Below are 22,661 nucleotides of genomic sequence, written 5' to 3' on the forward strand. Positions count from 1 at the left end.
GTGTCCGAGCAGGATACGACGCACGTAGTTGATGCGTGTGCCCCTCCGGGCAACGCGCATGCGCCGAAAGGGTGAGCCACGAGTGATAAACCCGTGACCGGTGCGCGCGCGTGTCGAGATGTGCGCGGAGCGTGGCCGGAAGTCATCCCTCTCCGGCGCTGATACCCTGGTAGCCCGTGGACCGGTGGGCTCGATCCCCCCGAACCGCAGCGACGGCGCCTCCGCCCGCCACCCGGGATTTCCGGGCCGGACCGCCGCACCGCATTCCGAACCGCGACCACGGGAGCCCCCTCTTGGCCATGCCGCCGAAATCCACGACGACCAAGCACATCTTCGTCACCGGGGGTGTCGCCTCCTCGCTCGGCAAGGGCCTCACCGCCTCCAGCCTGGGCATGCTGCTCAAGGCCCGCGGCCTGCGCGTCGTGATGCAGAAGCTCGACCCGTACCTGAACGTCGACCCGGGCACGATGAACCCCTTCCAGCACGGTGAGGTGTTCGTCACCAACGACGGAGCCGAGACCGACCTGGACATCGGCCACTACGAGCGCTTCCTCGACCGGGACCTGGACGGCTCCGCCAACGTCACCACCGGTCAGGTCTACTCGACCGTGATCGCCAAGGAGCGGCGCGGCGAGTACCTGGGCGACACCGTGCAGGTCATCCCGCACATCACCAACGAGATCAAGCACCGCATCCGCCGCATGGCGACGGACGAGGTCGACGTGGTGATCACCGAGGTCGGCGGCACGGTCGGCGACATCGAGTCGCTTCCGTTCCTGGAGACCGTCCGCCAGGTCCGGCACGAGGTCGGCCGCGACAACGTCTTCGTGGTCCACATCTCGCTGCTGCCCTACATCGGCCCCTCCGGCGAGCTGAAGACCAAGCCGACCCAGCACTCCGTCGCCGCCCTGCGCAACATCGGTATCCAGCCGGACGCGATCGTGCTGCGCTGCGACCGCGAGGTGCCCACCGCGATCAAGCGCAAGATCTCCCTGATGTGCGACGTGGACGAGGCCGCCGTCGTCGCCTGCCCGGACGCCCGCTCGATCTACGACATCCCGAAGGTCGTGCACTCCGAGGGCCTGGACGCCTACGTCGTGCGCAAGCTCGACCTGGCCTTCCGCGACGTGGACTGGACGACCTGGGACGACCTGCTCGACCGCGTCCACAACCCCGACCACGAGATCACCCTCGCCCTGGTCGGCAAGTACATCGACCTGCCCGACGCCTATCTGTCGGTCACCGAGGCGCTGCGCGCGGGCGGCTTCGCCAACAAGGCCCGAGTGAAGATCAAGTGGGTCACCTCGGACGACTGCAAGACCCCGGCCGGCGCCAAGGCGCAGCTCGCCGACGTCGACGGCATCTGCATCCCGGGCGGCTTCGGCGACCGCGGCGTGCTCGGCAAGGTCGGCGCCATCCGCTACGCCCGCGAGAACGGGATCCCACTGCTCGGCCTCTGCCTGGGCCTGCAGTGCATCGTGATCGAGGCCGCGCGCAACCTCGCCGGCATCTCCGACGCCAACTCCACCGAGTTCGACCCGGCCACCGGCCACCCGGTGATCTCCACCATGGCCGAGCAGCTCGACATCGTCGCCGGCGAGGGCGACATGGGCGGAACGATGCGCCTGGGCATGTACCCGGCCAAGCTGGCCGAGGGCTCGATCGTGCGCGAGGTGTACGACGACAAGGAGTACGTCGAGGAGCGCCACCGCCACCGCTACGAGGTGAACAACGCCTACCGCGCGGAGCTGGAGAAGAAGGCGGGCGTCGTCTTCTCCGGCACCTCGCCGGACGGCAAGCTCGTCGAGTACGTCGAGTACCCGCGCGACGTCCACCCGTACCTGGTCGCCACCCAGGCGCACCCCGAGCTGCGCTCGCGGCCGACCCGCCCGCACCCGCTGTTCGCGGGGCTGGTGAAGGCGGCCGTGCAGCGGCAGGACGCGATGCGCAAGAGCTCCGAGTAACACACCAGTTGTACGGTGACGGGGGTGCGTTCCCTCAACGGTGCGCACCCCCGTTTTCTTTTTGTACGTGCGGAAGGACAGGGCATGACGATCAAGGACATCCCCGAGGAGTGGGAGACCCGGGCCACGGAGACCCCGTTCACCGGGAACAAGACCTCGGTCCGTACCGACGAGGTGGTCATGTCCGACGGCACCGTGGTCACCCGCGACTACCAGGTCCACCCCGGCTCCGTGGCGATCCTGGCCCTGGACGACACCGGCCGCGTGGTGGTCATCCGCCAGTACCGCCACCCCGTACGGCAAAAGCTGTGGGAGATCCCGGCCGGCCTGCTCGACGTGCCCGGCGAGAACCCGCTCCACGCCGCCCAGCGCGAGCTCTACGAGGAGGCGCACGTCAAGGCCGAGGACTGGCGGGTGCTCACCGACCTGTACACCAGCCCCGGCGGCAGCGACGAGGCCGTGCGGATCTTCCTCGCCCGCGGGCTGTCCGAGGCCGAGGGCGCGAAGTTCGAGGCCGAGCACGAGGAGATCGACCTGGAGCTGGCCCGGGTGCCGGTCGAGGACCTCGTGCGGGGCGTGCTCGCCGGCGAGCTGCACAACACCTGCCTGGTCGCCGGCGTCCTCTCGCTCGTCGCGGCGCGGACCGGAGACGGGCTGGACGCGCTGCGTCCGGCGGAGGCGCCCTGGCCGGCCCGCCCCTTCGAGTCCTGAAACCGCGGCACTCCGCTTCCTGAAACCATCCCCCTCCGCTTCCTGAAAGCACCCCCTCCCGTTCCGGTGTGACCATCGCCTGATCCGATCGGGCGACCCCACCGCCGTGCTCCGCCGGGAAGGTCGCAGAGCGTGAACTAGGCTCTGAGGACGCCCGGACCGGAGTCCCGGCGGGCTTGCGCGTGCGGTGGGACGGGAGTGTGGCCCGTGGCGGATCAGGCGGTGGAACCGAGCGGTGCGAACCTGTCCGGAAAGGGCCCGCTCCCCGCGGCCGGGGAACACCGATTCCTGGGCCGCGCACGGGAGTTGAAGGAGCTGCGCGCCGACATCGAGCGGGCCGGCCTGGACACCATCTCGGGCCGCAAGGCCCCCCGGGCGCGGATCCTCCTCATCGCGGGCAGGCCCGGCTCCGGCCGGACCGCGCTCGCCGAGGAACTCGTCCGGGAAGTCGCGGACCGTTACCCCGGCGGGGTGCTGCGCGCCCGGCTCACCGAGCCCGACGGCACGCCCGTGCCCGTCGAGCGCGCCGCCCGCGAACTGCTCGCCGCCCTCGGCCTGCCGACCCCGCCCGGCGCCACCGAGGACGACCTCGCCGAGACGTTCCGGGCCGCCCTCGCCGACCGCGCGGCCCTGCTCCTGCTGGACGACGCGCCCGGCGCCGAGCAGGTCGACGCGCTGCTTCCGGACAACGCGGACTGCCTGCTCGTCGCCGTCGCCCGGGGCCCGCTCACCGGCATCGCGGACGTGCGCCCCTGCACCCTCGGCGGCCTCGACACGAAGTCGTCGCTGGAGTTGCTGACCCGGCGCATCGACCCGGTCCGCGTCACCGTCGACCCGCGGTCCGCCGAAGGCCTGGTGGAGCTGCTCCAGGGGCAACCCGCCGCGCTCACCCTGGCGGGCGGCTGGCTGGCCGCCCACCCCCAGGCGGCCGTCGCCGACCTCGCCAAGCAGCTGCACGCCGACCCCGACGAGGGAACCCCGCTCGGCCGCGTCCTTCGGCTCGCGCACGCCTCCCTGCCGGCCGGTGCCGCGCGGATGCTGCGTCTGCTCGCCCTCGCCCCGGCCGGTGACGTCGACCCGCACACCGCCTCCGCGCTCGCCGGCTGCTCCCTCGACAGCGCGCGGGGCATCCTCGACGAGCTCGCCGGGGCGGGCCTGCTGCGGGCCGTGCCCGCGCCGCTGCCGCAGTACGAGGTCCCCGGCTGCCTGCATCCGCTGCTGCTGTCCCTGGCCCGGGCCCAGGACCGCCCCGCCGAGCTCCAACTGGCCCGCGCCCGGATGCTGGAGCGCACCGTACGGCTGCTGCAGACCTGCCGCGCGATCACCGAGACCGACAGCCCGGAGACCCGGGAGAAGCTGAAGGGCCTGCCGCCCGCGCTGCGCTTTCCCACCCCGCGGGCCGCCGAGGACTGGCTGCGGGCCCGGCGGCCCGCCCTGCTCGCCGCCGCCCGGCTCGCGGTGGCCGACGGGGAGCTGGACACCCTGGCCCGCCGGCTGATGTCCCAGCTCGTGCGGGCGATGGTCGCCCACTTCGGCACCCAGGCCGCCGCCGGTGACCTGTACGGCATCCACCGCCTCGTGCTGGACGTGGCCGAGCGGCGGCGGCTGCCCCGCGAGCGCGCCGCGGCCCTGCTGAACCTCGCCGACCTGGACGCCCGCACCGGCCGGACGGCTCAGGCGCTGGCCCGCTACCGGGCCGCGCTGGACGCCGGCCGGGAGGCGAACGATCCCTACGCGACCGGCCGCGCGATGGAATCCGTAGGCGGGGCCCACCAGGAGCTCGGCGATCACGACCGGGCCGCCGACTGGTTCGGCCGGGCCCTGTCCCAGCGCCTGGCCCGCGGCGAGCACGAGGAGGCCGCCCGGCTGTACGGCCGGATCGCCGGCGCGCACACCTACGCGGGCCGCTACGGCGAGGCCCTGCGCAACTGGCGCGCGGCGATCGCCGAGCACCGCAGGACCGGCGATGTGCCCGCGCACGCCAGGGCGTTGAGCGAGCTGGCCCGGGTCCAGGAGTACGCGGGGCGGCCCGCGGAGTCGCTGCGCACCTGTCAGGAGGCGGTCGAGTGGGCCCGGCGCGCCGACGACGTCCGGCTGCAGGCGGCGCTGCAGTTGCGGCTGGCCGACACCCTGGAGCGCCTCGGCGACCCGGTGGCCGCGAGCCTGCACCGCGGGGCCGCCGAGCGCATCCTGGGAGAGGAGGTCCAGGGGGCCGATGACGGCGGCACGGACGCCACATCGCCGGAACAGGATGCAGACGCCTGCGAAATCCGTATCGCTTCCGCTGAAGATTGATGCAATGAAAGGCTAGACAGCGAGAACGCCTTCATTAGACTGGCTCTGCCGCTCGTTCTCCTGCGGTGTCTCCTGGTATGCCCACGCATGCCGGGGTACGTCTTGTATTGCCCCACATTCCCTGAGTCAAGGACCGTGATCGACGTGAAGGTCGGCATCCCCCGCGAGGTCAAGAACAACGAGTTCCGGGTGGCCATCACCCCCGCCGGCGTGCACGAGCTGGTGCGCCACGGCCACCAGGTCGTCGTCGAGCGGAACGCCGGCGTCGGCTCCTCGATCCCGAACGAGGAGTACGTGGCGGCCGGTGCCCAGATCCTGGAGACCGCCGACGAGGTCTGGGCCTCCGCCGACCTGCTGCTGAAGGTCAAGGAGCCCATCGCGGAGGAGTACCACCGCCTCCGCAAGGACCAGATCCTCTTCACCTACCTGCACCTGGCCGCCTCCAAGGAGTGCACGGACGCCCTGCTGGAGTCCGGCACCACCGCGATCGCCTACGAGACCGTCGAGCTGGCGAACCGCGCGCTGCCGCTGCTCGCCCCGATGTCCGAGGTGGCGGGCCGGCTCGCCCCGCAGGTCGGCGCCTACCACCTGATGCGCGCCGCCGGCGGCCGGGGTGTGCTGCCGGGCGGCGTCCCGGGCGTGCCGGCCGGCAAGGCCGTCATCATCGGCGGCGGCGTCTCCGGCTGGAACGCCGCGCAGATCGCCATCGGCCTGGGCTTCCACGTCACCCTGCTCGACAAGGACATCAACAAGCTCAAGGAGGCGGACAAGATCTTCGGTACGAAGATCCAGACCGTCGTCTCCAACGCCTTCGAGCTGGAGAAGGCCTGCCTCGAGGCCGACCTCGTCGTCGGTGCCGTGCTCATCCCGGGTGCCAAGGCCCCGAAGCTGGTCACCAACGAGCTGGTGTCCCGGATGAAGGCGGGAAGTGTCCTTGTCGACATCGCGATCGACCAGGGCGGCTGCTTCGAGGACTCCCACCCGACCACGCACGCCGAGCCGACCTTCCGGGTCCACGAGTCGGTGTTCTACTGCGTCGCCAACATGCCCGGCGCGGTGCCCAACACCTCCACCTACGCGCTGACCAACGCCACGCTGCCGTACATCGTCGAACTGGCCAACCGCGGCTGGGTGGAGGCGCTGCGCCGGGACGCCGCGCTGGCCAAGGGCCTCAACACCCATGACGGCAAGGTCGTTTACCGGGAGGTCGCCGAGGCCCTCGGCCTGGAGCACGTGGAGCTGGAGACCCTCCTCGGCTGACCGGCCGCCACATCGACCGGTCAAGTCGGCGATCGGCAAAAGGCGATACGTCAACACCGGTCGTCAACACCGCGCACCCGGCCGGACCTTGCCCGACAAGGTCCGGCCGGGTGTGTGTATGGTCACTTCGCCGCACTCGGTCAACTCGCGCCGATCGCAACCAATCGACCGATTCACGCACCGGTGAAACCTGCCGTGCGACGGCCGTACGCCCTTGACAGAGGGATGTTTCATTGCCGACACATCGGGCCGGGTCCGGCGGATTGTGTTGCTGCGGACGCCCGACACGCCATAGAGTCGCCAATCGTCGGCATGGTGCCACGCTGACCTGTCTAGAAGTTTCCTGGTCACCAAGGAGGTAAGACGACTTGTGAATGAGTCGACATTTTCTCCCGGGGGTGGTCAACCAGGAATGCCCGCGCGGGGCCAGGGTCCCACGGGGCTCGAGGCTGTCGGCTCCGTCGCTGTGCGCACCTTCGCAGCCCACCAGGGTCACCGGAATCAGGGAGTGACCCTGCCAGGACACCAGAGCATGGATGGCCATCACGTGAACGCCAGGGCCGGCGACGGAAGTGGCGCGACCCACACCCACTTCGCCGACTACGACGAACTGCCCGAGGGGCACTTCTACGACCCCGACGCCGAGTACGAGCCCGATCCGGAGTACGCGGCCACACTCGCGCCCGACGCTGCCCGCCAGCGCCGTGAGCGCATCGGCCCGACCGGGCGCCCGCTGCCGTACTTCCCGATCCCGGGCCCGCTCACCGACCACGGCCCCGCCAAGATCATCGCGATGTGCAACCAGAAGGGCGGCGTCGGCAAGACCACGTCGACCATCAACCTGGGTGCCGCGCTCGCGGAGTACGGCCGCCGGGTGCTGCTCGTGGACTTCGACCCGCAGGGCGCGCTGTCGGTCGGTCTCGGCGTCAACCCGATGGAGCTCGACCTCACGGTCTACAACCTGCTCATGGAGCGGGGCATGTCCGCGGACGAGGTGCTGCTGAAGACCGCGGTCCCCAACATGGACCTGCTGCCCAGCAACATCGACCTGTCGGCGGCGGAGGTCCAGCTGGTCTCCGAGGTCGCGCGCGAGTCGACGCTCCAGCGCGCCCTCAAACCGCTGATGGACGACTACGACTTCATCGTGATCGACTGCCAGCCCTCGCTCGGCCTGCTCACCGTCAACGCGCTCACCGCCGCGCACAAGGTGATCGTGCCGCTCGAGTGCGAGTTCTTCGCCCTCCGCGGTGTCGCGCTGCTGACCGAGACCATCGAGAAGGTCCAGGAGCGCCTCAACCCGGAGCTGGAGCTCGACGGGATCCTCGCCACGATGTACGACTCGCGCACGGTGCACAGCCGCGAGGTGCTGGCGCGTGTCGTCGAGGCGTTCGACGACCACGTCTACCACACGGTCATCGGGCGCACGGTCCGCTTCCCGGAGACCACGGTCGCCGGTGAGCCGATCACCACCTATGCCTCCAACTCCGTCGGTGCCGCCGCCTATCGCCAGCTCGCCAGGGAGGTGCTCGCCCGGTGTCACGCCGAGTGAGTCTGCCGGGGGCCGACGAACTGTTCCGTACGACAGGGGGAATGGGACTCCAGTCGTCCGCACCCCGGCGCCAGGCCAACGGCGAGGCCCGGGTGCCCGCTCCCGCGGGGGAGGGCGACGCGGCGGCCGCGGCGGCGGAGGACGCGCCGCAGGCGGTGCCCGCGCAGGGCGGTGACGGCGAGGGCGCGGAGCACGTCGCCGCGGACGCCGAACCGGCCGACGCCGGCGAGTCCCGCAGCCGCGGTGCGGCCGCGGAGCGCTCCGAGCGTCGCCAGGGAGCGCAGGAAGGTTCTGCCGCCGAGCCGCAGCCCCGCAAGCGCGGCCGTGCGGCCGGGCGCCGCCCCAGCGGCCGGGAGCGGCACGACGAGAAGATCACCGTGTACGTCTCCGCCGAGGAACTCATGGACCTGGAACACGCCCGCCTGGTCCTGCGCGGCGAGCACGGGCTGGCCGTGGACCGCGGGCGCATCGTCCGCGAGGCGGTCGCCGTGGTGCTCGCGGATCTGGAGGCCCGGGGAGACGCCAGCATCCTCGTACGACGGCTGCGCGGGCGGTAGCGGTAGCCTGCGGAGGCCATGACCTCGCACGACGTTCCCGCCCCCGCGTCCGGCCCGCCCGCCGGCCGCCGGCGCGCGCTGGGACGGGGCCCGGGCGCGAGCGCCCCGCGGCCGGCGCCACCGGTCGAACCGGAACCACCGGCAGAACCGGCACCGGAGCCCGAGTCGGCACCGAAGCCCGAGCCGGCACCGGAGCCCGAAGCGGTCCCGGAGCCCTCACCGGCACCGGGCTACGAACAGGCCCGTGAGCCCGAACCGTCCCTCACGCCGACGCCGACGCTGACGTCGACCCGCACGCCCACGCCGACGCCCGCACCTGAGCCGGTGCGCGATCCGGAGCCGACGCCCCGCGCAGCGCAGGCGCCGTCGCCGGAGCCCTGGCCCCCGACGCAGCCCGACGCCGGGGACGGCGAACCGGGCGACGGCCAGGACGTCCAAGGCGGCCAAAGCGGCCGGGACGGCGATGACGGGGGCAGCGGTGACGACACCGTCTTCAAGGTCCGGCTGGCGAACTTCGAGGGCCCCTTCGACCTGCTCCTCCAGCTGATCGCGAAGCACAAGCTCGACGTCACCGAGGTCGCGCTGTCGAAGGTGACCGACGAGTTCATGACGTACATCCGAGCCATGGGGTCGGACTGGGACCTCGACGAGACGACCGAGTTCCTGGTCGTGGCGGCGACGCTGCTCGACCTGAAGGCGGCCCGGCTGCTGCCCGCCGCCGAGGTCGAGGACGAGGCGGACCTCGCGCTGCTCGAAGCACGGGACCTGCTGTTCGCGCGCCTGCTCCAGTACCGCGCGTACAAGCGGATCGCCGACATCTTCAGCGGCCGCCTCGACGCTGAGGCCCGCCGTTACCCCCGTACCGTCGGTCTGGAGCCCCACCACGCCGAGCTGCTGCCCGAGGTCGTGATCAGCACCGGCGCGGAGGGCTTCGCCAGGCTCGCGGTCAAGGCGATGCAGCCCAGGCCCAAGCCGCAGGTGTACGTCGACCACATCCACGCGCCGCTGGTGAGCGTGCAGGAGCAGGCCGGGATCGTCGTCGCGCGGCTGCGGGAGCTGGGCGAGGCCAGCTTCCGCGCGCTGGTGGAGGACACCGACGACACGCTGACGGTCGTGGCGCGCTTCCTGGCGCTGCTGGAGCTGTACCGCGAGAAGGCCGTCGCCCTCGACCAGGAGACGGCGCTCGGCGAGCTGCTCGTGCGCTGGACCGGCGGGGACGAGGCCAGCGCCTCGATGGTGACGGACGAGTTCGACCGGCCGCCCGAGCGGCCCGAGGAGACGAAGGGGCCCAAGGAGCCCGAGGAGGAGAAGGCGTGAGCGAGGAGACCACCGACGCACCGGCCGGGCCACCCACCGTCGCCGACCTCGACCTCAAGCCCGCCCTGGAGGCCGTCCTGATGGTCGTGGACGAGCCCGCGACCGAGGAGCTCCTGGCGAAGACGCTCCAGCGGTCCCGGCGGCAGGTCGCGGACGCCCTGCGGGAACTGGCCGACGAGTACACCGTGCAGGGCCGCGGCTTCGAGCTCCGGCTCGTCGCGGGCGGCTGGCGCTTCTACTCCCGGCCCGCGTACGCGGCGGCCGTCGAGGGCTTCGTCCTGGACGGCCAGCAGGCCCGGCTCACCCAGGCCGCGCTGGAGACCCTGGCGGTGGTGGCCTACCGTCAGCCCGTGAGCCGCAGCCGGGTCTCGGCCGTACGCGGAGTCAACTGTGACGGCGTGATGCGCACCCTGCTCCAGCGCGGTCTGGTCGCGGAGGCGGGCACGGAACCCGAAACAGGTGCGATCCTGTACACGACGACGAACTACTTCCTGGAGCGGATGGGCCTGCGCGGTCTGGACGAGCTCCCGGAGCTCGCGCCCTTCCTCCCGGAGGCGGAGGCGATCGAGGCCGAGACCCAGGAAGCCGTACCGTCGTTCGATCCGGATGCCCCGGACGCGGACGACGGTCCACCGAACACGACGACGACGGAATTCTGATGCGAAGCAGCGGCAAGAGCGGCGGGCGCGGTAACTACCGAGGTGCCGGCAACAGCAGGGACGACAAGCAGGGCCAGGGCCGCCCCCGCAAGCCCCGCCCCGAGGAGCGCCGCTACGACGTGGGCCCCGGCGCCACCAAGGACGGCCCCAAGGCGGGACGCGGTGGCGCGGCTCGCGGCGGCGCCAAGGGCGGCCCCAAGCAGCCCCAGTCCGGTGGCGGCCGCACCGCCCCGGCGCGTTCCCGGGAGTACGAGGCCCGCGCCGAGGAGCGCAACCGGGAGCGGTACGCCGGCAAGAAGGACGTCAAGCTGCCGAAGACCTTCCCGGGCGCCGAGCAGGAGGGCGAGCGGCTCCAGAAGGTGCTCGCGCGCGCGGGCTACGGCTCCCGGCGCGCCTGCGAGGAGCTGATCGAGCAGGCCAGGGTCGAGGTCAACGGCGAGATCGTCCTGGAGCAGGGCAAGCGGGTCGACCCGGAGAAGGACGAGGTCAAGGTCGACGGCCTGACGGTGGCGACGCAGTCGTACCAGTTCTTCGCGCTGAACAAGCCCGCCGGTGTCGTCTCGACGATGGAGGACCCGGAAGGCCGTCAGTGCCTCGGCGACTACGTCACCAACCGTGAGACGCGCCTCTTCCACGTCGGCCGGCTCGACACCGAGACCGAGGGCGTCATCCTGCTCACCAACCACGGCGAGCTGGCCCACCGGCTGACCCACCCCAAGTACGGCGTGAAGAAGACCTACATGGCGCACATCGTCGGTCCCATCCCGCGCGACCTGGGCAAGCGGCTGAAGGACGGCATCCAGCTGGAGGACGGCTACGCCCGCGCCGACCACTTCCGGGTCGTCGAGCAGACCGGCAAGAACTACCTCGTCGAGGTCACCCTCCACGAGGGTCGCAAGCACATCGTCCGACGGATGCTCGCGGAGGCCGGCTTCCCGGTCGACAAGCTGGTCCGCACGGCCTTCGGCCCGATCACCCTGGGCGACCAGAAGTCCGGCTGGCTGCGCCGCCTGTCGAACACCGAGGTCGGCATGCTGATGGGGGAGGTCGACCTCTAGGGCCCGCTGCCCGGTCCTGCCCGGTCCTGCCGGGTCCTGGCCGGGGTCGCGGGGGCCCGGACCGCCTGGTGTGCGTGGAGTCTCACGCCAGGCGGATCGAGGTCCCCGCCACCGTGATCTGCTGGACGGGCAGGGGTGCCGGGGCCGGGCCCGCGGCCACCGAGCCGTCGGCGATGTGGAAGCGGCTGCCGTGGCAGGGGCAGTCGATGGTGCCGTCCGCGATCCTGGACACGGTGCAGCCCTGGTGGGTGCAGATCGCCGAGAAGGCCTTGAACTCGTCCTTCTTCGGCTGGGTGACCACCACCCGCTGCTCCCGGAAGATCCTGCCCCCGCCCACCGGGATGTCGCTCGTGTGCGCCAGCTCCCGCCCGTCGGAGGCGTTCGACGGGGACGACTCGGTGGCGGTCCCGCTGCCGCCGTGCTTGCTGCAACCCGCGGCGGCGAGCGCCGCTGCGCCCGTCGCGAGAACCGTGCGCCGCGTCGAGTCGTGCGTCATGTCGTCACTCCGAACGTGCGGAAGAACCAGAGGGCGGATGTCGGCCAGACGGCCGTGAGCACGGCGAACACCGGTCCGCCGAGCACCGGCGGCAGCCGGCCGGGGAGGCGCTCCGAGCGGAGCAGCAGCATCTTGGCACTGAATACCCCGAAGAAGAAACAACCCAGGAGGGAGTGCCACAAAACTCGCGTTTCGTACGTCTGTCGGCCGACGGCGTCAGACGGTGCACCGCGACCGGCAAGGCCGGTGCCGGGACCCGCCGTCCAGGGGCGCACGGGAGTGCCCGTCTCAGCTCGCGGGCGCCGCGCCCCCACCCGTCCGGCGCTGACTAGGCTGGATGCCCAGAGCCGACAGAGCTCCGAAGAGCACCGAACACTCACGTCAGCAAGGAGCAACGCCGTGGCGGTACGAGCGGTCCGGGGGGCCGTCCAACTGGAGCGGGACGAGGCCGGCCACATGGACGAGCAGGTCGGAGCCCTGCTCACCGCCGTCCTGGAGCGGAACGGCCTGACCGCGGACGATCTGATCAGCATCTGGTTCACGGCCACGCCGGACCTGCACAGCGACTTCCCGGCGGCCGCGGCCCGCAAGCTCGGCATCGTCGACGTGCCGCTGATCTGCGCCCAGGAGCTGGACATCGAGGGCGGGATGCCCCGCGTCGTCCGCGTCCTCGCGCACATCGAGTCCGACAAGCCGCGCGCCGACATCGCCCATGTCTACCTGGGCGCCGCGGCCGCCCTGCGCAAGGACATCGCCCAGTGAGAACCGCACTCGTCATCGGCACCGGGCTGATCGGCACCTCCGCCGCCCTCGCCCTGGCCCGCCGGGGCGTCACCGTCCACCTCGCCGACCGGGACCCCGAGCAGGCCCGTACGGCGGCCGCGCTGGGCGCCGGCACGGACGAGGCGCCCGACGGACCCGTCGACCTCGCGATCGTCGCCGCCCCGCCGGCGCACGTGGCCGCGGTGCTCGCCGACGCCATGCGCCGGGGCGTGGCCCGCGGCTACCTGGACGTCGCCAGCGTCAAGGGGGGCCCGCGCCGCGAGCTGCAGTCGCTCGGCCTCGACCTGACCCGCTACATCGGCACGCATCCCATGTCCGGCCGGGAGCGCTCCGGCCCGCTGGCCGCCACCGCGGACCTCTTCGAGGGCCGCCCCTGGGTGCTCACCCCGACCCGGGACACCGACACCGAGGTCCTCAACCTCGCCCTGGAACTGGTCTCGCACTGCCGCGCGGTCCCGGTCGTCATGGACGCCGACGCCCACGACCGCGCCGTGGCCCTCGTCTCCCACATGCCCCACCTGGTCTCCAGCATGGTCGCCGCCCGCCTGGAGCACGCCGAGGACACCGCCGTACGGCTGTGCGGGCAGGGCATCCGGGACGTGACCCGGATCGCCGCCTCCGACCCGCGGATGTGGATCGACATCCTGTCCGCGAACCCGGGCCCGGTCGCCGACCTGCTCACCGACGTCTCCGCAGACCTCGACGAGACGGTCCGCGCCCTGCGCGCCCTGCAGTCCGCCGACGAGGCCAAGCGCCGCCAGGGCACCCACGGCATCGAGGACGTCCTGCGCCGCGGCAACGCGGGCCAGGTCCGCGTCCCCGGCAAGCACGGCTCCGCGCCGCGGGTCTACGAGGTCGTGGCCGTGCTCATCGACGACCAGCCCGGGCAGCTGGCCCGCATCTTCGCGGACGCGGGGATGGCCGGGGTCAACATCGAGGACGTGCGCATCGAGCACGCGACCGGCCAGCAGGCCGGTCTGGTGCAGCTGATGGTGGAGCCGAAGGCGGCGCCGGTGCTGACGGCGGCGCTGCGCGAGCGGGGCTGGGCCATCCGCCAGTAAAAGGGCCTCCGGGGAGACAGTAACCTTGTGCGGGGCGCCTTCGCGTCCCGCACACACCCACCACCATCACCAGGAAGGTGCCCCGCTGTGGAAAACGGCGCCGCCCGGACCGCCCAGCCCGTGATCGTCGCCATCGACGGCCCGTCCGGCACGGGCAAGTCGAGCACGTCCAAGGCCGTGGCCGCGCAGCTCGGTCTGAGCTACCTGGACACCGGCGCCCAGTACCGGGCGATCACCTGGTGGATGGTGACCAACGGCATCGACCTCGACGACCCCACCGCGATCGCCGCCGTGGCCGGCAAGGCCGAGATCGTCTCCGGCACCGACCCGGCCCACCCGACGATCACCGTCGACGGCGTCGACGTGGCCGGCCCGATCCGGACCCATGAGGTCACCTCCAAGGTCAGCGCGGTCAGCGCGGTCCCCGAGGTGCGCGCCCGGATCACCGAGCTGCAGCGCTCGCTGGCCGCCTCCGCCGAGCGGGGCATAGTCGTCGAGGGACGCGACATCGGCACCACGGTGCTGCCGGACGCCGACCTGAAGATCTTCCTCACCGCCTCGCCGGAGGCGCGTGCCGCCCGCCGCAGCGGTGAGCTGAAGGGCGTCGACGTGCACGCCACCCGCGAGGCCCTGATCAAGCGGGACACCGCCGACTCCAGCCGCAAGACCTCGCCGCTGGCCAAGGCCGGCGACGCGGTCGAGGTGGACACCACCGAACTCACGCTGGCGCAGGTCATCGAGTGCGTCGTCACCCTGGTCGAGGAGAAGCGGGCCGCCGCCGAGGAGAAGCAGGCCGCGCGGTGAGCCTTCCGTCCGAGCGCGGTGCCGACGTCGGCCGCCGGATCGGCGTCGGGCTGATGTACGGGCTGTGGCGCCCGCGCGTGCTGGGTTCCTGGCGGGTGCCCGCGACCGGACCGGTGATCCTCGCCGTGAACCACTCCCACAACGTCGACGGTCCGATGGTGATGGGCGTGGCCCCGCGGCCGGTGCACTTCCTGATCAAGAAGGAAGCGTTCGTCGGCCCGCTCGACCCCTTCCTGACCGGCATCGGCCAGGTGAAGGTGGACCGCCACTCCGCCGACCGCACCGCGATCACCACGGCGCTGGGCCTCCTGGAGGCCGGCGGTGTTCTCGGCATCTTCCCGGAGGGCACCCGCGGAGAGGGCGACTTCGCCTCGCTGCGGGCCGGGCTCGCGTACTTCGCGGTGCGCAGCGGCGCCCCGGTCGTCCCGGTGGCCGTGCTGGGAAGTTCCGAGCGGCGCGGACGGTTGATAAAGGCGCTGCCGCCGCTGCGCTCCCGCGTCGACGTCGTCTTCGGCGACCCCTTCGAGGCGGGCGACGGAAGCGGACGGCGCACGCGCCGGGCGCTGGACGAGGCGACCGAGCGCATCCAGAAGCAGCTCACCGCCCACCTGGAAAACGCAAGGCGTCTCACCGGGCGCCAGGCGACACTTGAGTAGTGGATCGCCCCTGGCGGGGGCGCTCCACCGATCACCACGAAGGAACGACGAGGTACGGACTTCATGAACGACCAGAACCAGCCCGACGGCTCGGCCGAGCTCGCCTCCGAGCACGGGGCGCTCGGCGACGCCGAGTACGCGGAGTTCATGGAGCTCGCCGCGGAGGAGGGCTTCGACCTCGACGACGTCGAAGGCGCCATCGAGGAGGCCGGACACGGCCCGCTGCCCGTGCTCGCCGTCGTCGGCCGCCCCAATGTCGGCAAGTCGACCCTGGTGAACCGGATCATCGGCCGCCGCGAGGCGGTCGTCGAGGACAAGCCGGGCGTGACCCGCGACCGGGTGACCTACGAGGCCGAGTGGGCGGGCCGCCGCTTCAAGGTCGTCGACACCGGCGGCTGGGAGCAGGACGTCCTCGGTATCGACGCCTCCGTGGCCGCGCAGGCCGAGTACGCGATCGAGGCGGCCGACGCGGTCGTCTTCGTCGTGGACGCCAAGGTCGGCGCGACCGACACCGACGAGGCGGTGGTACGGCTGCTGCGCAAGGCGGGCAAGCCCGTGGTGCTGGCCGCCAACAAGGTGGACGGCCCGAGCGGCGAGGCCGACGCGGCCTACCTGTGGTCCCTGGGCCTCGGCGAACCGCACCCGGTCTCGGCGCTGCACGGCCGCGGCACCGGCGACATGCTGGACCGTGTCCTGGAGGCGCTGCCCGAGGCCCCGGCGCAGACCTTCGGCACCGCCGTCGGCGGCCCGCGCCGCATCGCGCTGATCGGCCGCCCGAACGTCGGCAAGTCCTCCCTGCTGAACAAGGTGGCCGGCGAGGAGCGCGTCGTCGTCAACGAACTGGCGGGCACCACCCGCGACCCGGTCGACGAGCTGATCGAACTGGGCGGCGTGACCTGGAAGTTCGTCGACACGGCCGGCATCCGCAAGCGCGTCCACCTCCAGCAGGGCGCCGACTACTACGCCTCGCTGCGCACGGCGGCGGCCGTGGAGAAGGCCGAGGTCGCCGTCGTCCTGGTCGACGCCTCCGAGAACATCTCGGTGCAGGACCAGCGGATCATCACCATGGCCGTCGAGGCCGGCCGCGCCATGGTCATCGCGTACAACAAGTGGGACACCCTCGACGAGGAGCGCCGCTACTACCTGGAGCGCGAGATCGAGACCGAGCTCGCCCAGGTCGCCTGGGCGCCCCGCGTCAACCTCTCGGCCCGCACCGGCCGCCACATGGAGAAGCTGGTCCCGGCGATCGAGACGGCGCTGGCCGGCTGGGAGACGCGCGTGCCGACCGGGCGTCTGAACGCCTTCCTCGGCGAGCTGATCTCCGCCCACCCGCACCCGGTCCGGGGCGGCAAGCAGCCGCGCATCCTGTTCGGCACCCAGGCCGGCACCAAGCCGCCGCGGTTCGTGCTGTTCGCCTCCGGCTTCATCGAGGCGGGCTACCGGCGCTTTGTCGAGCGCCGGCTGCGCGAGGAGTTCGGCTTCGAGGGCACCCCGATCCACATCTCGGTGCGGGTGCGCGAGAAGCGCGGCACGAAGAAGAAGTAACACCGGTACGGTCACGGCGAAGGGCGGCCCCCGCTCCGGGGGCCGCCCTTCGCCGTGGGTCACACTCCCCGGCGCGGACCGGGCGGCAGCGCCGCCGGAACGTGGCGCCTACCGGGGTCCTGCTGCCGCCCCAGCGTGCCGACCCGCTGCCACTGCGTCTGCTGCTGGCCGGTGGTGTGCCGGGTGCTGTACGCCCCCGCGCCGTAGGCGCTGTACCCGCTCGTGCCGTACGAGCCCGTGCCGTGCCGGTCCGAACCGTGCGGGAGGATCCCGAACGCGGTGAAGCCGAGGTTCTCCTCGCCGCTGCGGTCACCCGGCAGTGTCCGGTAGGACTTGACGTACTCGGCGTAGAGCGCGTCGTAGATCGGCGTGGCCGATGGGCCGCCGGCGGAATCCTGCGCCGACCGCGCGGACGGGATCGGCTGGTAGGGCTGGCGGCGGGGAACGTCGTATGCGTGCACGTATGTCCAAACGACCCCGCACGCAAAGGGATGCGGTTGTGAAACATCCCAAAAGGGGCGCGGGGGACCGCGTGAACCGGCGTGGAGGACCCGCGCCCGCCGCGGTCCCCGCCGCCCCCGGGTGGTGCGCTCAGGTCCCCGCGAGCGGCAGCGCCGCCGCGACCAGCTTCCCGTTCGCCGCCGCCTTGTCCAGGGCGTCGCGCAGCAGGTCCTCCCGCGGCTGGCGCCCGATGGAGCCCACCGGTGCGGCGAACAACAGCACCTGCTGGTGCTTGTTGGCGGCGGCCCGCCATCCGTCGGTGACCTGGAGCGGCTGGTGCGCCTGCCACCAGGCCACCGCCTGGCCGCCGGTGGGGCCGGGCTGCAGCACGGCGTGCAGCTGCCCCATGGCCAGCAGCACCGACCAGCCGTGCAGCACGGGCGGTACGGCGTCGAGCTGGGTGACGGGCAGGTAGCCCTGCTCGATCAGCAGCGGCAGGAAGTCGTCGCCGGCGGCGATGGCGCCCGGGCGCACGATGGGCGCGGTCGGCTCCACCACCAGGGCCGGGTGCAGCTCCCCGGTGATCAGCACGAGTCCGCTGGTGACGCCGAGGACGGCCTGCTCGGGCACGACCCTGGGGGTCTCCGCCGGGGCGGTGCGGGAACCGGCGTTGATGGAGCGGACCGCGCCCTGCAGCTGCTCCTCGGTGACCTGGACGACCTGGGAGGGCAGGCAGCCGGCGTGGGCGAAGGCGAGGACGGCGGTCTCGTCCCCGATGAACAGGACGGTGCTGGTGCGCTCCTGCTCGGAGTCGCCCGGGGTGCGGCAGGACGTGCAGTCGTAACTGCCCGGGGCGTTCTCTCCGGCGAGCAGCCGGTCGGCTTCTTCGTCGCCGATCTCGGCGCGTACGGCGTCGCTGACGTCGAGCATGCGCGGCACGGGTGGCTCCCTCGGAATGCGGTGCGTGGCGGGACCGGGTGGCTCCCGGCCCGTGAACCGGGTGGGCCCGCGGCTCATGAAGAAGACAACGGGCGATCTGTGGCGGGAGTCACGCCCACCCGCGAACGGAATCGAACCATCGGGCGCGCAGGGTCACCCTGGGGCCGGAATCCGGCACTCATCGTCAACTCGCCATCAGGTCAAGGCCCTTGAAGAGGTGAAGTGGGTCACAGGGGTGGTCGGGAAGTGGTCGACATATCAGGAAATCAGCGAATGAAGTGGGTGTCCGAAAATTGACGATACCTGCGGTAACGTCGAACTGGCCTGCGAGGACGAGCAGTTGGTTGATGCCGGCTCGACATGCTCCCTACATTCCTGCGCCGAGTGCAACGAGCACCGCTCGGGTACGTCCGCCGGCCGCGCCTCGCGCAGCAGCACCACCCGCAGTACCACCCCTTGTCCCGGCGGACGGGGCGGAGCGCGACGACCGCGTCCCTGCGCGGCGGCGCGCCCCGTCCTGGGGGACCCCGGGTTGTCCGAGAGGGATGTACATGTCCGAATGTGCCGATACCACGCGCGACAACGTTCGTAGGAACCGGACGGCCGCGGTTCTCGCCGGTGCCGTCCTGCTCGCCCCGCTCGGGCTGCTGGCCGCGACCGGCCAGGCCCGTGCGGCGGACGGCGGAGTGTGGGACCGCATCGCCCGGTGCGAGAGCGGCGGCAACTGGCACATCAACACCGGCAACGGCTACTATGGCGGGCTCCAGTTCGCCGCCGGCACCTGGCGCGCCTACGGCGGCACGGCCTACGCGCCCACCGCCGACCGGGCCTCCAGGGCCCAGCAGATCGCCGTCGCCACCAAGGTCCAGCGGGCCCAGGGGTGGGGCGCCTGGCCGGTCTGCTCGGCGCGGGCCGGGGCGTCCGGCGGCGCGCCCGCGGCGGGGTCGGGCTCCACGACGACCGGGTCCGCGTACGAGTCGGCGCGCCGCTCGACGCACTCCTCGACGCGAGAGCCGACGCACCAGTCGGACCGGGGCACGGCCCGGAAGGCGGCCCCGGAGCAGGAACGGGCGAAGGCGCCCGCCCGCACCACGGGCCACACGAACCACGGTGCCACCCACGGGGAGTACACCGTCCGCGAGGGCGACACGCTGAGTGGCATCGCCGCCCGGCACGGGACCACCTGGCAGCGGCTCTACGCCGTCAACCGGGCCCTCATCGGCGGTGATCCCGACCTGATCGTGCCCGGGCAGCGTCTCGCGCTCTGAGTCGCTCCCCCTGCCCCGGGTGCCAGGCCCCGTCCGGTCCGCCGACCGGACGGGGCCCGCCCGCGTTCGCGGGACGGTGCGCCCGAAGGGTGAAATTCCGATGCGGCGTCAGCTTCCCCGCCCCCGTGCGCAGGGCGGCGGGGAATGGGCCCGGGATCGGTCCCGGACCGGTTCCGCACCGGCGCCCGGCCGGTTTCGGTTCGGTTCTCACGGTGCTTTTCGTCGTGCTTTTCGAGGCGTCCTCACGACGCGCGGGAATTGGGTTCGAATACCCGCGAATGGGGGACGTAACCACCCGTCGGTGTGACGGAGTTCGAAGGAGAGTCGCGTCGGCATCCTGTGACAGAAGTGTGACAGGAGCGTCGGTGGTGACCGCTGCCGCTCTGCTGGACTTCCCCGGTCGGGAACCAGGGCCTAGCGTGGCGGTATGGCAGCCATCCCCACTCCGCCCGCGGAGCCCCAGGACAGCCCCGACGGCTACGTCGGTCTCGACGCGGAGGAGGCCGAGCGGCGCGCGCGCGAACGCGGCTGGTCCACGGTCCGGTCCCTGCCGCCGGGCGCGGTCATCACCATGGAGTACCGGGTCGGACGGCTGAACTTCGAGGTCGAGAACGGCCGGGTGGCCCGCGCCTGGAAGGGCTGAACCGGGGCCGCGCCCACGCGCGGCCCCGGGGGAGTCAACTGCCCGCGAGGGGACGGGCCGCCGGGGCCGCGCCCCGCGGGACGCGGTCGGCGTGCGGGGGCCTGCGGCTGCCGGCCGGGGTGACCGGCGTGCGCTCGGAGCGGGCCAGATGCGGGCCGGGGGCGAGGTGGGCGGGCACCCGGGACGAGCGGGAGACGCCGATCGTCTCGCGGGCGGCCGGGGCCTCGTCCGCGGCGGCGGGGTGGGGCCCCAGCGCCACGGGCGCGCCGACGGGGGCGGCCGGCACCGCAGCCGTGCGGCCGCGGCGGTCGCGCAGCCGGTCGCGCAGGGTGAACAGCCAGGCCTCCGCCCGGGCGATCAGCGGCTCGCACCACGGCAGCGCCAGCATGATCAGCAGTCCCGCGGCCCAGCCGAGGAGCACGTCGCTCAGCCAGTGCGTACCCAGGTAGACCGTGGTGAGGCCGACGCCGAGCGAGGTGACCGCGGACAGCGCGGACAACCAGCGGCGCGCCCTCGGGGTGGAGGCCAGATACGCCAGAATGCCCCAGGTCACCACGGCGTTGGCGGTGTGGCCGCTGGGGAATATATCGCCGCCCAGGCCCATCTCGTTGGAGCCGATGACGGTCGCGTAGTGCGGTCCGAGGCGGCCCATGCCGATCTTCGCGGCGCCGACCGTGATGTTCAGCAGCAGCAGGGACGCGGCGAGGGTGAGCAGCGGACGGAGCGTGTGCTGCCGCCAGGAGCGCCAGCCCAGCCACGAGGCCACCATCACGGCGGTCGGGCCGCGCTGGCCCAGCACCACGTAGTAGTCGAGGAACGCGTGGATCTGCGGCCACTGCTGGTACGGCCGGAAGAACATGACCAGCCAGTCGAACCGGACCAGCCACGAACTCGTCACCACGGCCCAGACGATGGACAGGTAGAACGCCAACGTCGCCGAGAACAGCACGAACCGGTGCCGGCTCATCCGCGGCACGTCGATGTGCGCCGGCCGTTGCGGCTCACGGTCCAGCCTGGCGAACACCCGGTCCAGGCGGGTGAGGGTTCCTTCGGTACGCACCTAATCGACGTTACAGCGAGTGAGCTCACTTCCCCGACGAATCACGGGGTTTGTGATGACGATGTGATGTGGCATTGCTCTCAACCGTGCCTTTATTTCCCCGTATTGCGCAATGGCCGTGTCGCCGCGGCCTGCAATTCCTTTGATCATTCCGGAGATGCTTATGGAGCGCTTATAAATGCGTTAACCGAACGCTCGGGTGGAATTCTCCGCACGCTCATCCGACAACCCGATCCGCTCACGGGGGCCCGGAGCCGTTCAGCCAGAACGCCCCGTACACCGCCGAGACCACCGCCGCACCGGCCACCACCAGGGCCGCCCGCGACGTCCGCAGCCGGGCGAGGGTCAGGGCGGGCGGGAGCAGCAGCGGGAAGGCGGGCAGCAGCAGACGCGGCTTGGAGCCGAAGTAGCTCGACGCGCACAGCGCGAGCGCGGTGACCACGCCCGCGTACACCAGGAGCGGGAGCGGCTGCCGTCCGCGCACCCCGAGGGCGAGCAGCCAGATCACCAGGCCGACGCCGACGACCAGTCCGAGACCGGCCGGGGCGGACGCGAGCGAGGTGAACTTCTCGGCGGTGAACCGGGCGAAGGCGTACCCGCCGTCGAAACCGTTGCGCCAGCCCGCCTGCACGTTGAGGTAGCCGAGCGGGCCCTTACCCGTGCGGTACCCGACCCACAGCACGTACCCGGCGGCCCCCAGGGGCGCGAGCGCCATGCCGAGGGCGCGCGCCGGCTGCCACGCGCTCTCGGCCGGGGCCGCGCTCCGGCTTCGCCGGATCGAGGTGACGCCGGCCGCCCACACCGCCGCGACGACGGCCAGGCCCACCGGCCGGGTCAGCCCCGCCAGCAGGGCCAGGGCGCCCGCGGTCACCCAGCGGCCGGTCAGCACGGCGTACAGCGACCAGGCGGCGAGCGCCGTGAACAGCGACTCGCTGTACGCCATCGACTGCACGATCCCGACCGGCAGCGCCGCCCACAGCAGCACCGCGCAGACACCGGCCCGGCGGCCGTACACGTGCTCGGCGACCGCGAAGATCCCCCACGCGGCGGCGAGCGAGGCGAGCAGAGCGACGGCGAAGCCCGCGTCGGCGTACGTGAGCGGGGTCACCGCGGCGAGCAGCCGCTCCAGCCAGGGCAGCAGCGGGAAGAAGGCCAGGTCGGAATGGACGTCGCCGTTCGGCAGGCGCACCTCGTAGCCGTACCCGGGGCCGGCGACCCGGGCGTACCAGAGCGCGTCCCAGCGGGCGGTCAGCAGGGTGTACGCGTCCTTGCCGCGCGCGGCGCTCCAGACGGCCAGGGCGATCAGGCCGAGGACGCGGACGGCCGCGTACCCGAGCAGCGCCGGGGCGGCCCGGCGCAGAATGCCGGGCGGGGCCGGTGCCACGGGCGTCGCAAGATCGGTCACGGGCTCGATTATCGACCGCGCGCGGCAGCGCTCCGCCCCGCGGGGCGTGCGGGCCGGGGGAAGGAGTGGTGTACGCCACACGGGTTCCCGGTGAACGGTGAGAGCTGGGCCACGCGGCCGCGGCGTTAACTCGCGTAACCTGGCCAGTCACTCGCACGTCGTTGCGCCGGCCGGGGATCACCGCTCTCCC

Annotated in this window: 21 protein-coding genes and 1 pseudogene; 16 read left to right on the forward strand and 6 right to left on the reverse strand. The window is 72.3% G+C overall.

The features are described 5' to 3' along the window. Positions 1-299 precede the first annotated feature (299 nt). The 9 genes from ACIQ9G_RS25970 (at position 300) to ACIQ9G_RS26010 (ending at position 11,370) form a co-directional block, all read left to right on the forward strand. Positions 300-1,964 carry a CTP synthase gene (locus ACIQ9G_RS25970; protein WP_403613861.1) on the forward strand — a complete coding sequence of 555 codons (1,665 nt, stop codon included), beginning with the start codon at positions 300-302 and terminating at the stop codon, positions 1,962-1,964. An 84-nt stretch (positions 1,965-2,048) separates the two neighbouring features. After that, complete coding sequence (locus ACIQ9G_RS25975) at positions 2,049-2,675, forward strand: NUDIX domain-containing protein (RefSeq protein ID WP_403613864.1); 627 nt, start codon at positions 2,049-2,051, stop codon at positions 2,673-2,675. Positions 2,676-2,882: 207 nt separating this feature from the next. Next, positions 2,883-4,970 carry a tetratricopeptide repeat protein gene (locus ACIQ9G_RS25980; protein ID WP_403613866.1) on the forward strand — a complete coding sequence of 696 codons (2,088 nt, stop codon included), beginning with the start codon at positions 2,883-2,885 and terminating at the stop codon, positions 4,968-4,970. Between the two features lie 135 nt (positions 4,971-5,105). Beyond that, positions 5,106-6,230 carry an alanine dehydrogenase gene (ald, locus tag ACIQ9G_RS25985; protein ID WP_403613868.1) on the forward strand — a complete coding sequence of 375 codons (1,125 nt, stop codon included), beginning with the start codon at positions 5,106-5,108 and terminating at the stop codon, positions 6,228-6,230. Between the two features lie 412 nt (positions 6,231-6,642). Then, positions 6,643-7,779, forward strand: coding sequence for a ParA family protein (locus tag ACIQ9G_RS25990; RefSeq protein WP_403613871.1), 1,137 nt, complete (start codon positions 6,643-6,645; stop codon positions 7,777-7,779). Continuing rightward, positions 7,764-8,336 (forward strand): hypothetical protein, encoded by a 573-nt coding sequence (locus tag ACIQ9G_RS25995; RefSeq protein ID WP_403613873.1) that lies wholly within the window; start codon positions 7,764-7,766, stop codon positions 8,334-8,336. The genes ACIQ9G_RS25990 and ACIQ9G_RS25995 overlap by 16 nt, the downstream gene beginning before the upstream one ends. Before the next feature lie 18 nt (positions 8,337-8,354). Beyond that, positions 8,355-9,653 (forward strand): segregation and condensation protein A, encoded by a 1,299-nt coding sequence (locus ACIQ9G_RS26000; protein ID WP_403613876.1) that lies wholly within the window; start codon positions 8,355-8,357, stop codon positions 9,651-9,653. Then, positions 9,650-10,312, forward strand: coding sequence for an SMC-Scp complex subunit ScpB (scpB, locus tag ACIQ9G_RS26005; RefSeq protein WP_403613879.1), 663 nt, complete (start codon positions 9,650-9,652; stop codon positions 10,310-10,312). The genes ACIQ9G_RS26000 and scpB overlap by 4 nt, the downstream gene beginning before the upstream one ends. Further along, positions 10,312-11,370, forward strand: a complete 1,059-nt coding sequence (locus ACIQ9G_RS26010) for a pseudouridine synthase (RefSeq protein WP_403613881.1) — start codon at positions 10,312-10,314, stop codon at positions 11,368-11,370. The genes scpB and ACIQ9G_RS26010 overlap by 1 nt, the downstream gene beginning before the upstream one ends. 82 nt (positions 11,371-11,452) lie before the next feature. Here ACIQ9G_RS26010 and ACIQ9G_RS26015 read toward each other — a convergent pair whose 3' ends face one another. Next, on the reverse strand, positions 11,453-11,866 hold the full coding sequence (locus tag ACIQ9G_RS26015) for a Rieske (2Fe-2S) protein (protein ID WP_403613883.1): 414 nt from the start codon (positions 11,864-11,866) through the stop codon (positions 11,453-11,455). Further along, a pseudogene (locus ACIQ9G_RS26020) lies at positions 11,863-12,110 on the reverse strand (DUF6529 family protein); the annotation flags it as partial. The pseudogene ACIQ9G_RS26020 and the gene ACIQ9G_RS26015, both read right to left, overlap by 4 nt. 155 nt (positions 12,111-12,265) lie before the next feature. Here ACIQ9G_RS26020 and aroH point away from each other — a divergent pair. The 5 genes from aroH (at position 12,266) to der (ending at position 16,715) form a co-directional block, all read left to right on the forward strand. Next, positions 12,266-12,628, forward strand: a complete 363-nt coding sequence (gene aroH, locus ACIQ9G_RS26025) for a chorismate mutase (protein WP_356193314.1) — start codon at positions 12,266-12,268, stop codon at positions 12,626-12,628. Then, positions 12,625-13,710 (forward strand): prephenate dehydrogenase, encoded by a 1,086-nt coding sequence (locus ACIQ9G_RS26030; RefSeq protein WP_403613887.1) that lies wholly within the window; start codon positions 12,625-12,627, stop codon positions 13,708-13,710. Before aroH ends, ACIQ9G_RS26030 begins: the two co-directional genes overlap by 4 nt. Before the next feature lie 87 nt (positions 13,711-13,797). Continuing rightward, positions 13,798-14,514: a (d)CMP kinase gene (gene cmk, locus ACIQ9G_RS26035; RefSeq protein ID WP_403613890.1), complete on the forward strand. Its 717-nt coding sequence runs from the start codon at positions 13,798-13,800 to the stop codon at positions 14,512-14,514. Next, complete coding sequence (locus ACIQ9G_RS26040) at positions 14,451-15,170, forward strand: lysophospholipid acyltransferase family protein (RefSeq protein WP_403613893.1); 720 nt, start codon at positions 14,451-14,453, stop codon at positions 15,168-15,170. Before cmk ends, ACIQ9G_RS26040 begins: the two co-directional genes overlap by 64 nt. A 63-nt stretch (positions 15,171-15,233) precedes the next feature. Next, positions 15,234-16,715, forward strand: coding sequence for a ribosome biogenesis GTPase Der (der, locus tag ACIQ9G_RS26045; RefSeq protein ID WP_403613896.1), 1,482 nt, complete (start codon positions 15,234-15,236; stop codon positions 16,713-16,715). Positions 16,716-16,774: 59 nt separating this feature from the next. Here the strand turns inward: der and ACIQ9G_RS26050 are convergent, their stop codons facing one another. Both ACIQ9G_RS26050 and ACIQ9G_RS26055 read right to left on the reverse strand, forming a co-directional pair. Continuing rightward, positions 16,775-17,176, reverse strand: a complete 402-nt coding sequence (locus tag ACIQ9G_RS26050; RefSeq protein WP_403613899.1) for a hypothetical protein — start codon at positions 17,174-17,176, stop codon at positions 16,775-16,777. Between the two features lie 130 nt (positions 17,177-17,306). After that, positions 17,307-18,095: a hypothetical protein gene (locus ACIQ9G_RS26055; RefSeq protein WP_403613902.1), complete on the reverse strand. Its 789-nt coding sequence runs from the start codon at positions 18,093-18,095 to the stop codon at positions 17,307-17,309. A 551-nt stretch (positions 18,096-18,646) separates the two neighbouring features. On the opposite strand from ACIQ9G_RS26055, the gene ACIQ9G_RS26060 reads away from it, so the two are divergent. Beyond that, complete coding sequence (locus ACIQ9G_RS26060; protein ID WP_403613904.1) at positions 18,647-19,363, forward strand: transglycosylase family protein; 717 nt, start codon at positions 18,647-18,649, stop codon at positions 19,361-19,363. Positions 19,364-19,790: 427 nt separating this feature from the next. Next, positions 19,791-20,006 (forward strand): I78 family peptidase inhibitor, encoded by a 216-nt coding sequence (locus tag ACIQ9G_RS26065; protein ID WP_403613907.1) that lies wholly within the window; start codon positions 19,791-19,793, stop codon positions 20,004-20,006. A gap of 34 nt (positions 20,007-20,040) precedes the next feature. Here the strand turns inward: ACIQ9G_RS26065 and ACIQ9G_RS26070 are convergent, their stop codons facing one another. After that, positions 20,041-21,066 carry a phosphatase PAP2 family protein gene (locus tag ACIQ9G_RS26070; protein ID WP_403613910.1) on the reverse strand — a complete coding sequence of 342 codons (1,026 nt, stop codon included), beginning with the start codon at positions 21,064-21,066 and terminating at the stop codon, positions 20,041-20,043. Between the two features lie 238 nt (positions 21,067-21,304). Beyond that, a complete protein-coding gene (locus tag ACIQ9G_RS26075; protein ID WP_403613913.1) occupies positions 21,305-22,471 on the reverse strand; it encodes a hypothetical protein in 1,167 nt (388 codons plus the stop codon). Positions 22,472-22,661: the final 190 nt, after the last annotated feature.

This window comes from Streptomyces sp. NPDC096152 (assembly GCF_044763235.1).
In the GTDB taxonomy this organism is placed as follows: domain Bacteria; phylum Actinomycetota; class Actinomycetes; order Streptomycetales; family Streptomycetaceae; genus Streptomyces.

What these genes read in the sequence shown, in the direction of transcription:
- der (WP_403613896.1), top strand. Translation starts at nt 15,234, where the DNA reads ATGAACGACCAGAACCAGCCCGACGGCTCGGCCGAGCTCGCCTCCGAG.
- ACIQ9G_RS26060 (WP_403613904.1), top strand. Translation starts at nt 18,647, where the DNA reads ATGTCCGAATGTGCCGATACCACGCGCGACAACGTTCGTAGGAACCGG.
- ACIQ9G_RS26065 (WP_403613907.1), top strand. Translation starts at nt 19,791, where the DNA reads ATGGCAGCCATCCCCACTCCGCCCGCGGAGCCCCAGGACAGCCCCGAC.
- ACIQ9G_RS25975 (WP_403613864.1), top strand. Translation starts at nt 2,049, where the DNA reads ATGACGATCAAGGACATCCCCGAGGAGTGGGAGACCCGGGCCACGGAG.
- ACIQ9G_RS25970 (WP_403613861.1), top strand. Translation starts at nt 300, where the DNA reads ATGCCGCCGAAATCCACGACGACCAAGCACATCTTCGTCACCGGGGGT.
- ACIQ9G_RS26000 (WP_403613876.1), top strand. Translation starts at nt 8,355, where the DNA reads ATGACCTCGCACGACGTTCCCGCCCCCGCGTCCGGCCCGCCCGCCGGC.
- ACIQ9G_RS25990 (WP_403613871.1), top strand. Translation starts at nt 6,643, where the DNA reads ATGCCCGCGCGGGGCCAGGGTCCCACGGGGCTCGAGGCTGTCGGCTCC.
- ACIQ9G_RS26015 (WP_403613883.1), bottom strand. Translation starts at nt 11,866, where the DNA reads ATGACGCACGACTCGACGCGGCGCACGGTTCTCGCGACGGGCGCAGCG.
- ACIQ9G_RS26010 (WP_403613881.1), top strand. Translation starts at nt 10,312, where the DNA reads ATGCGAAGCAGCGGCAAGAGCGGCGGGCGCGGTAACTACCGAGGTGCC.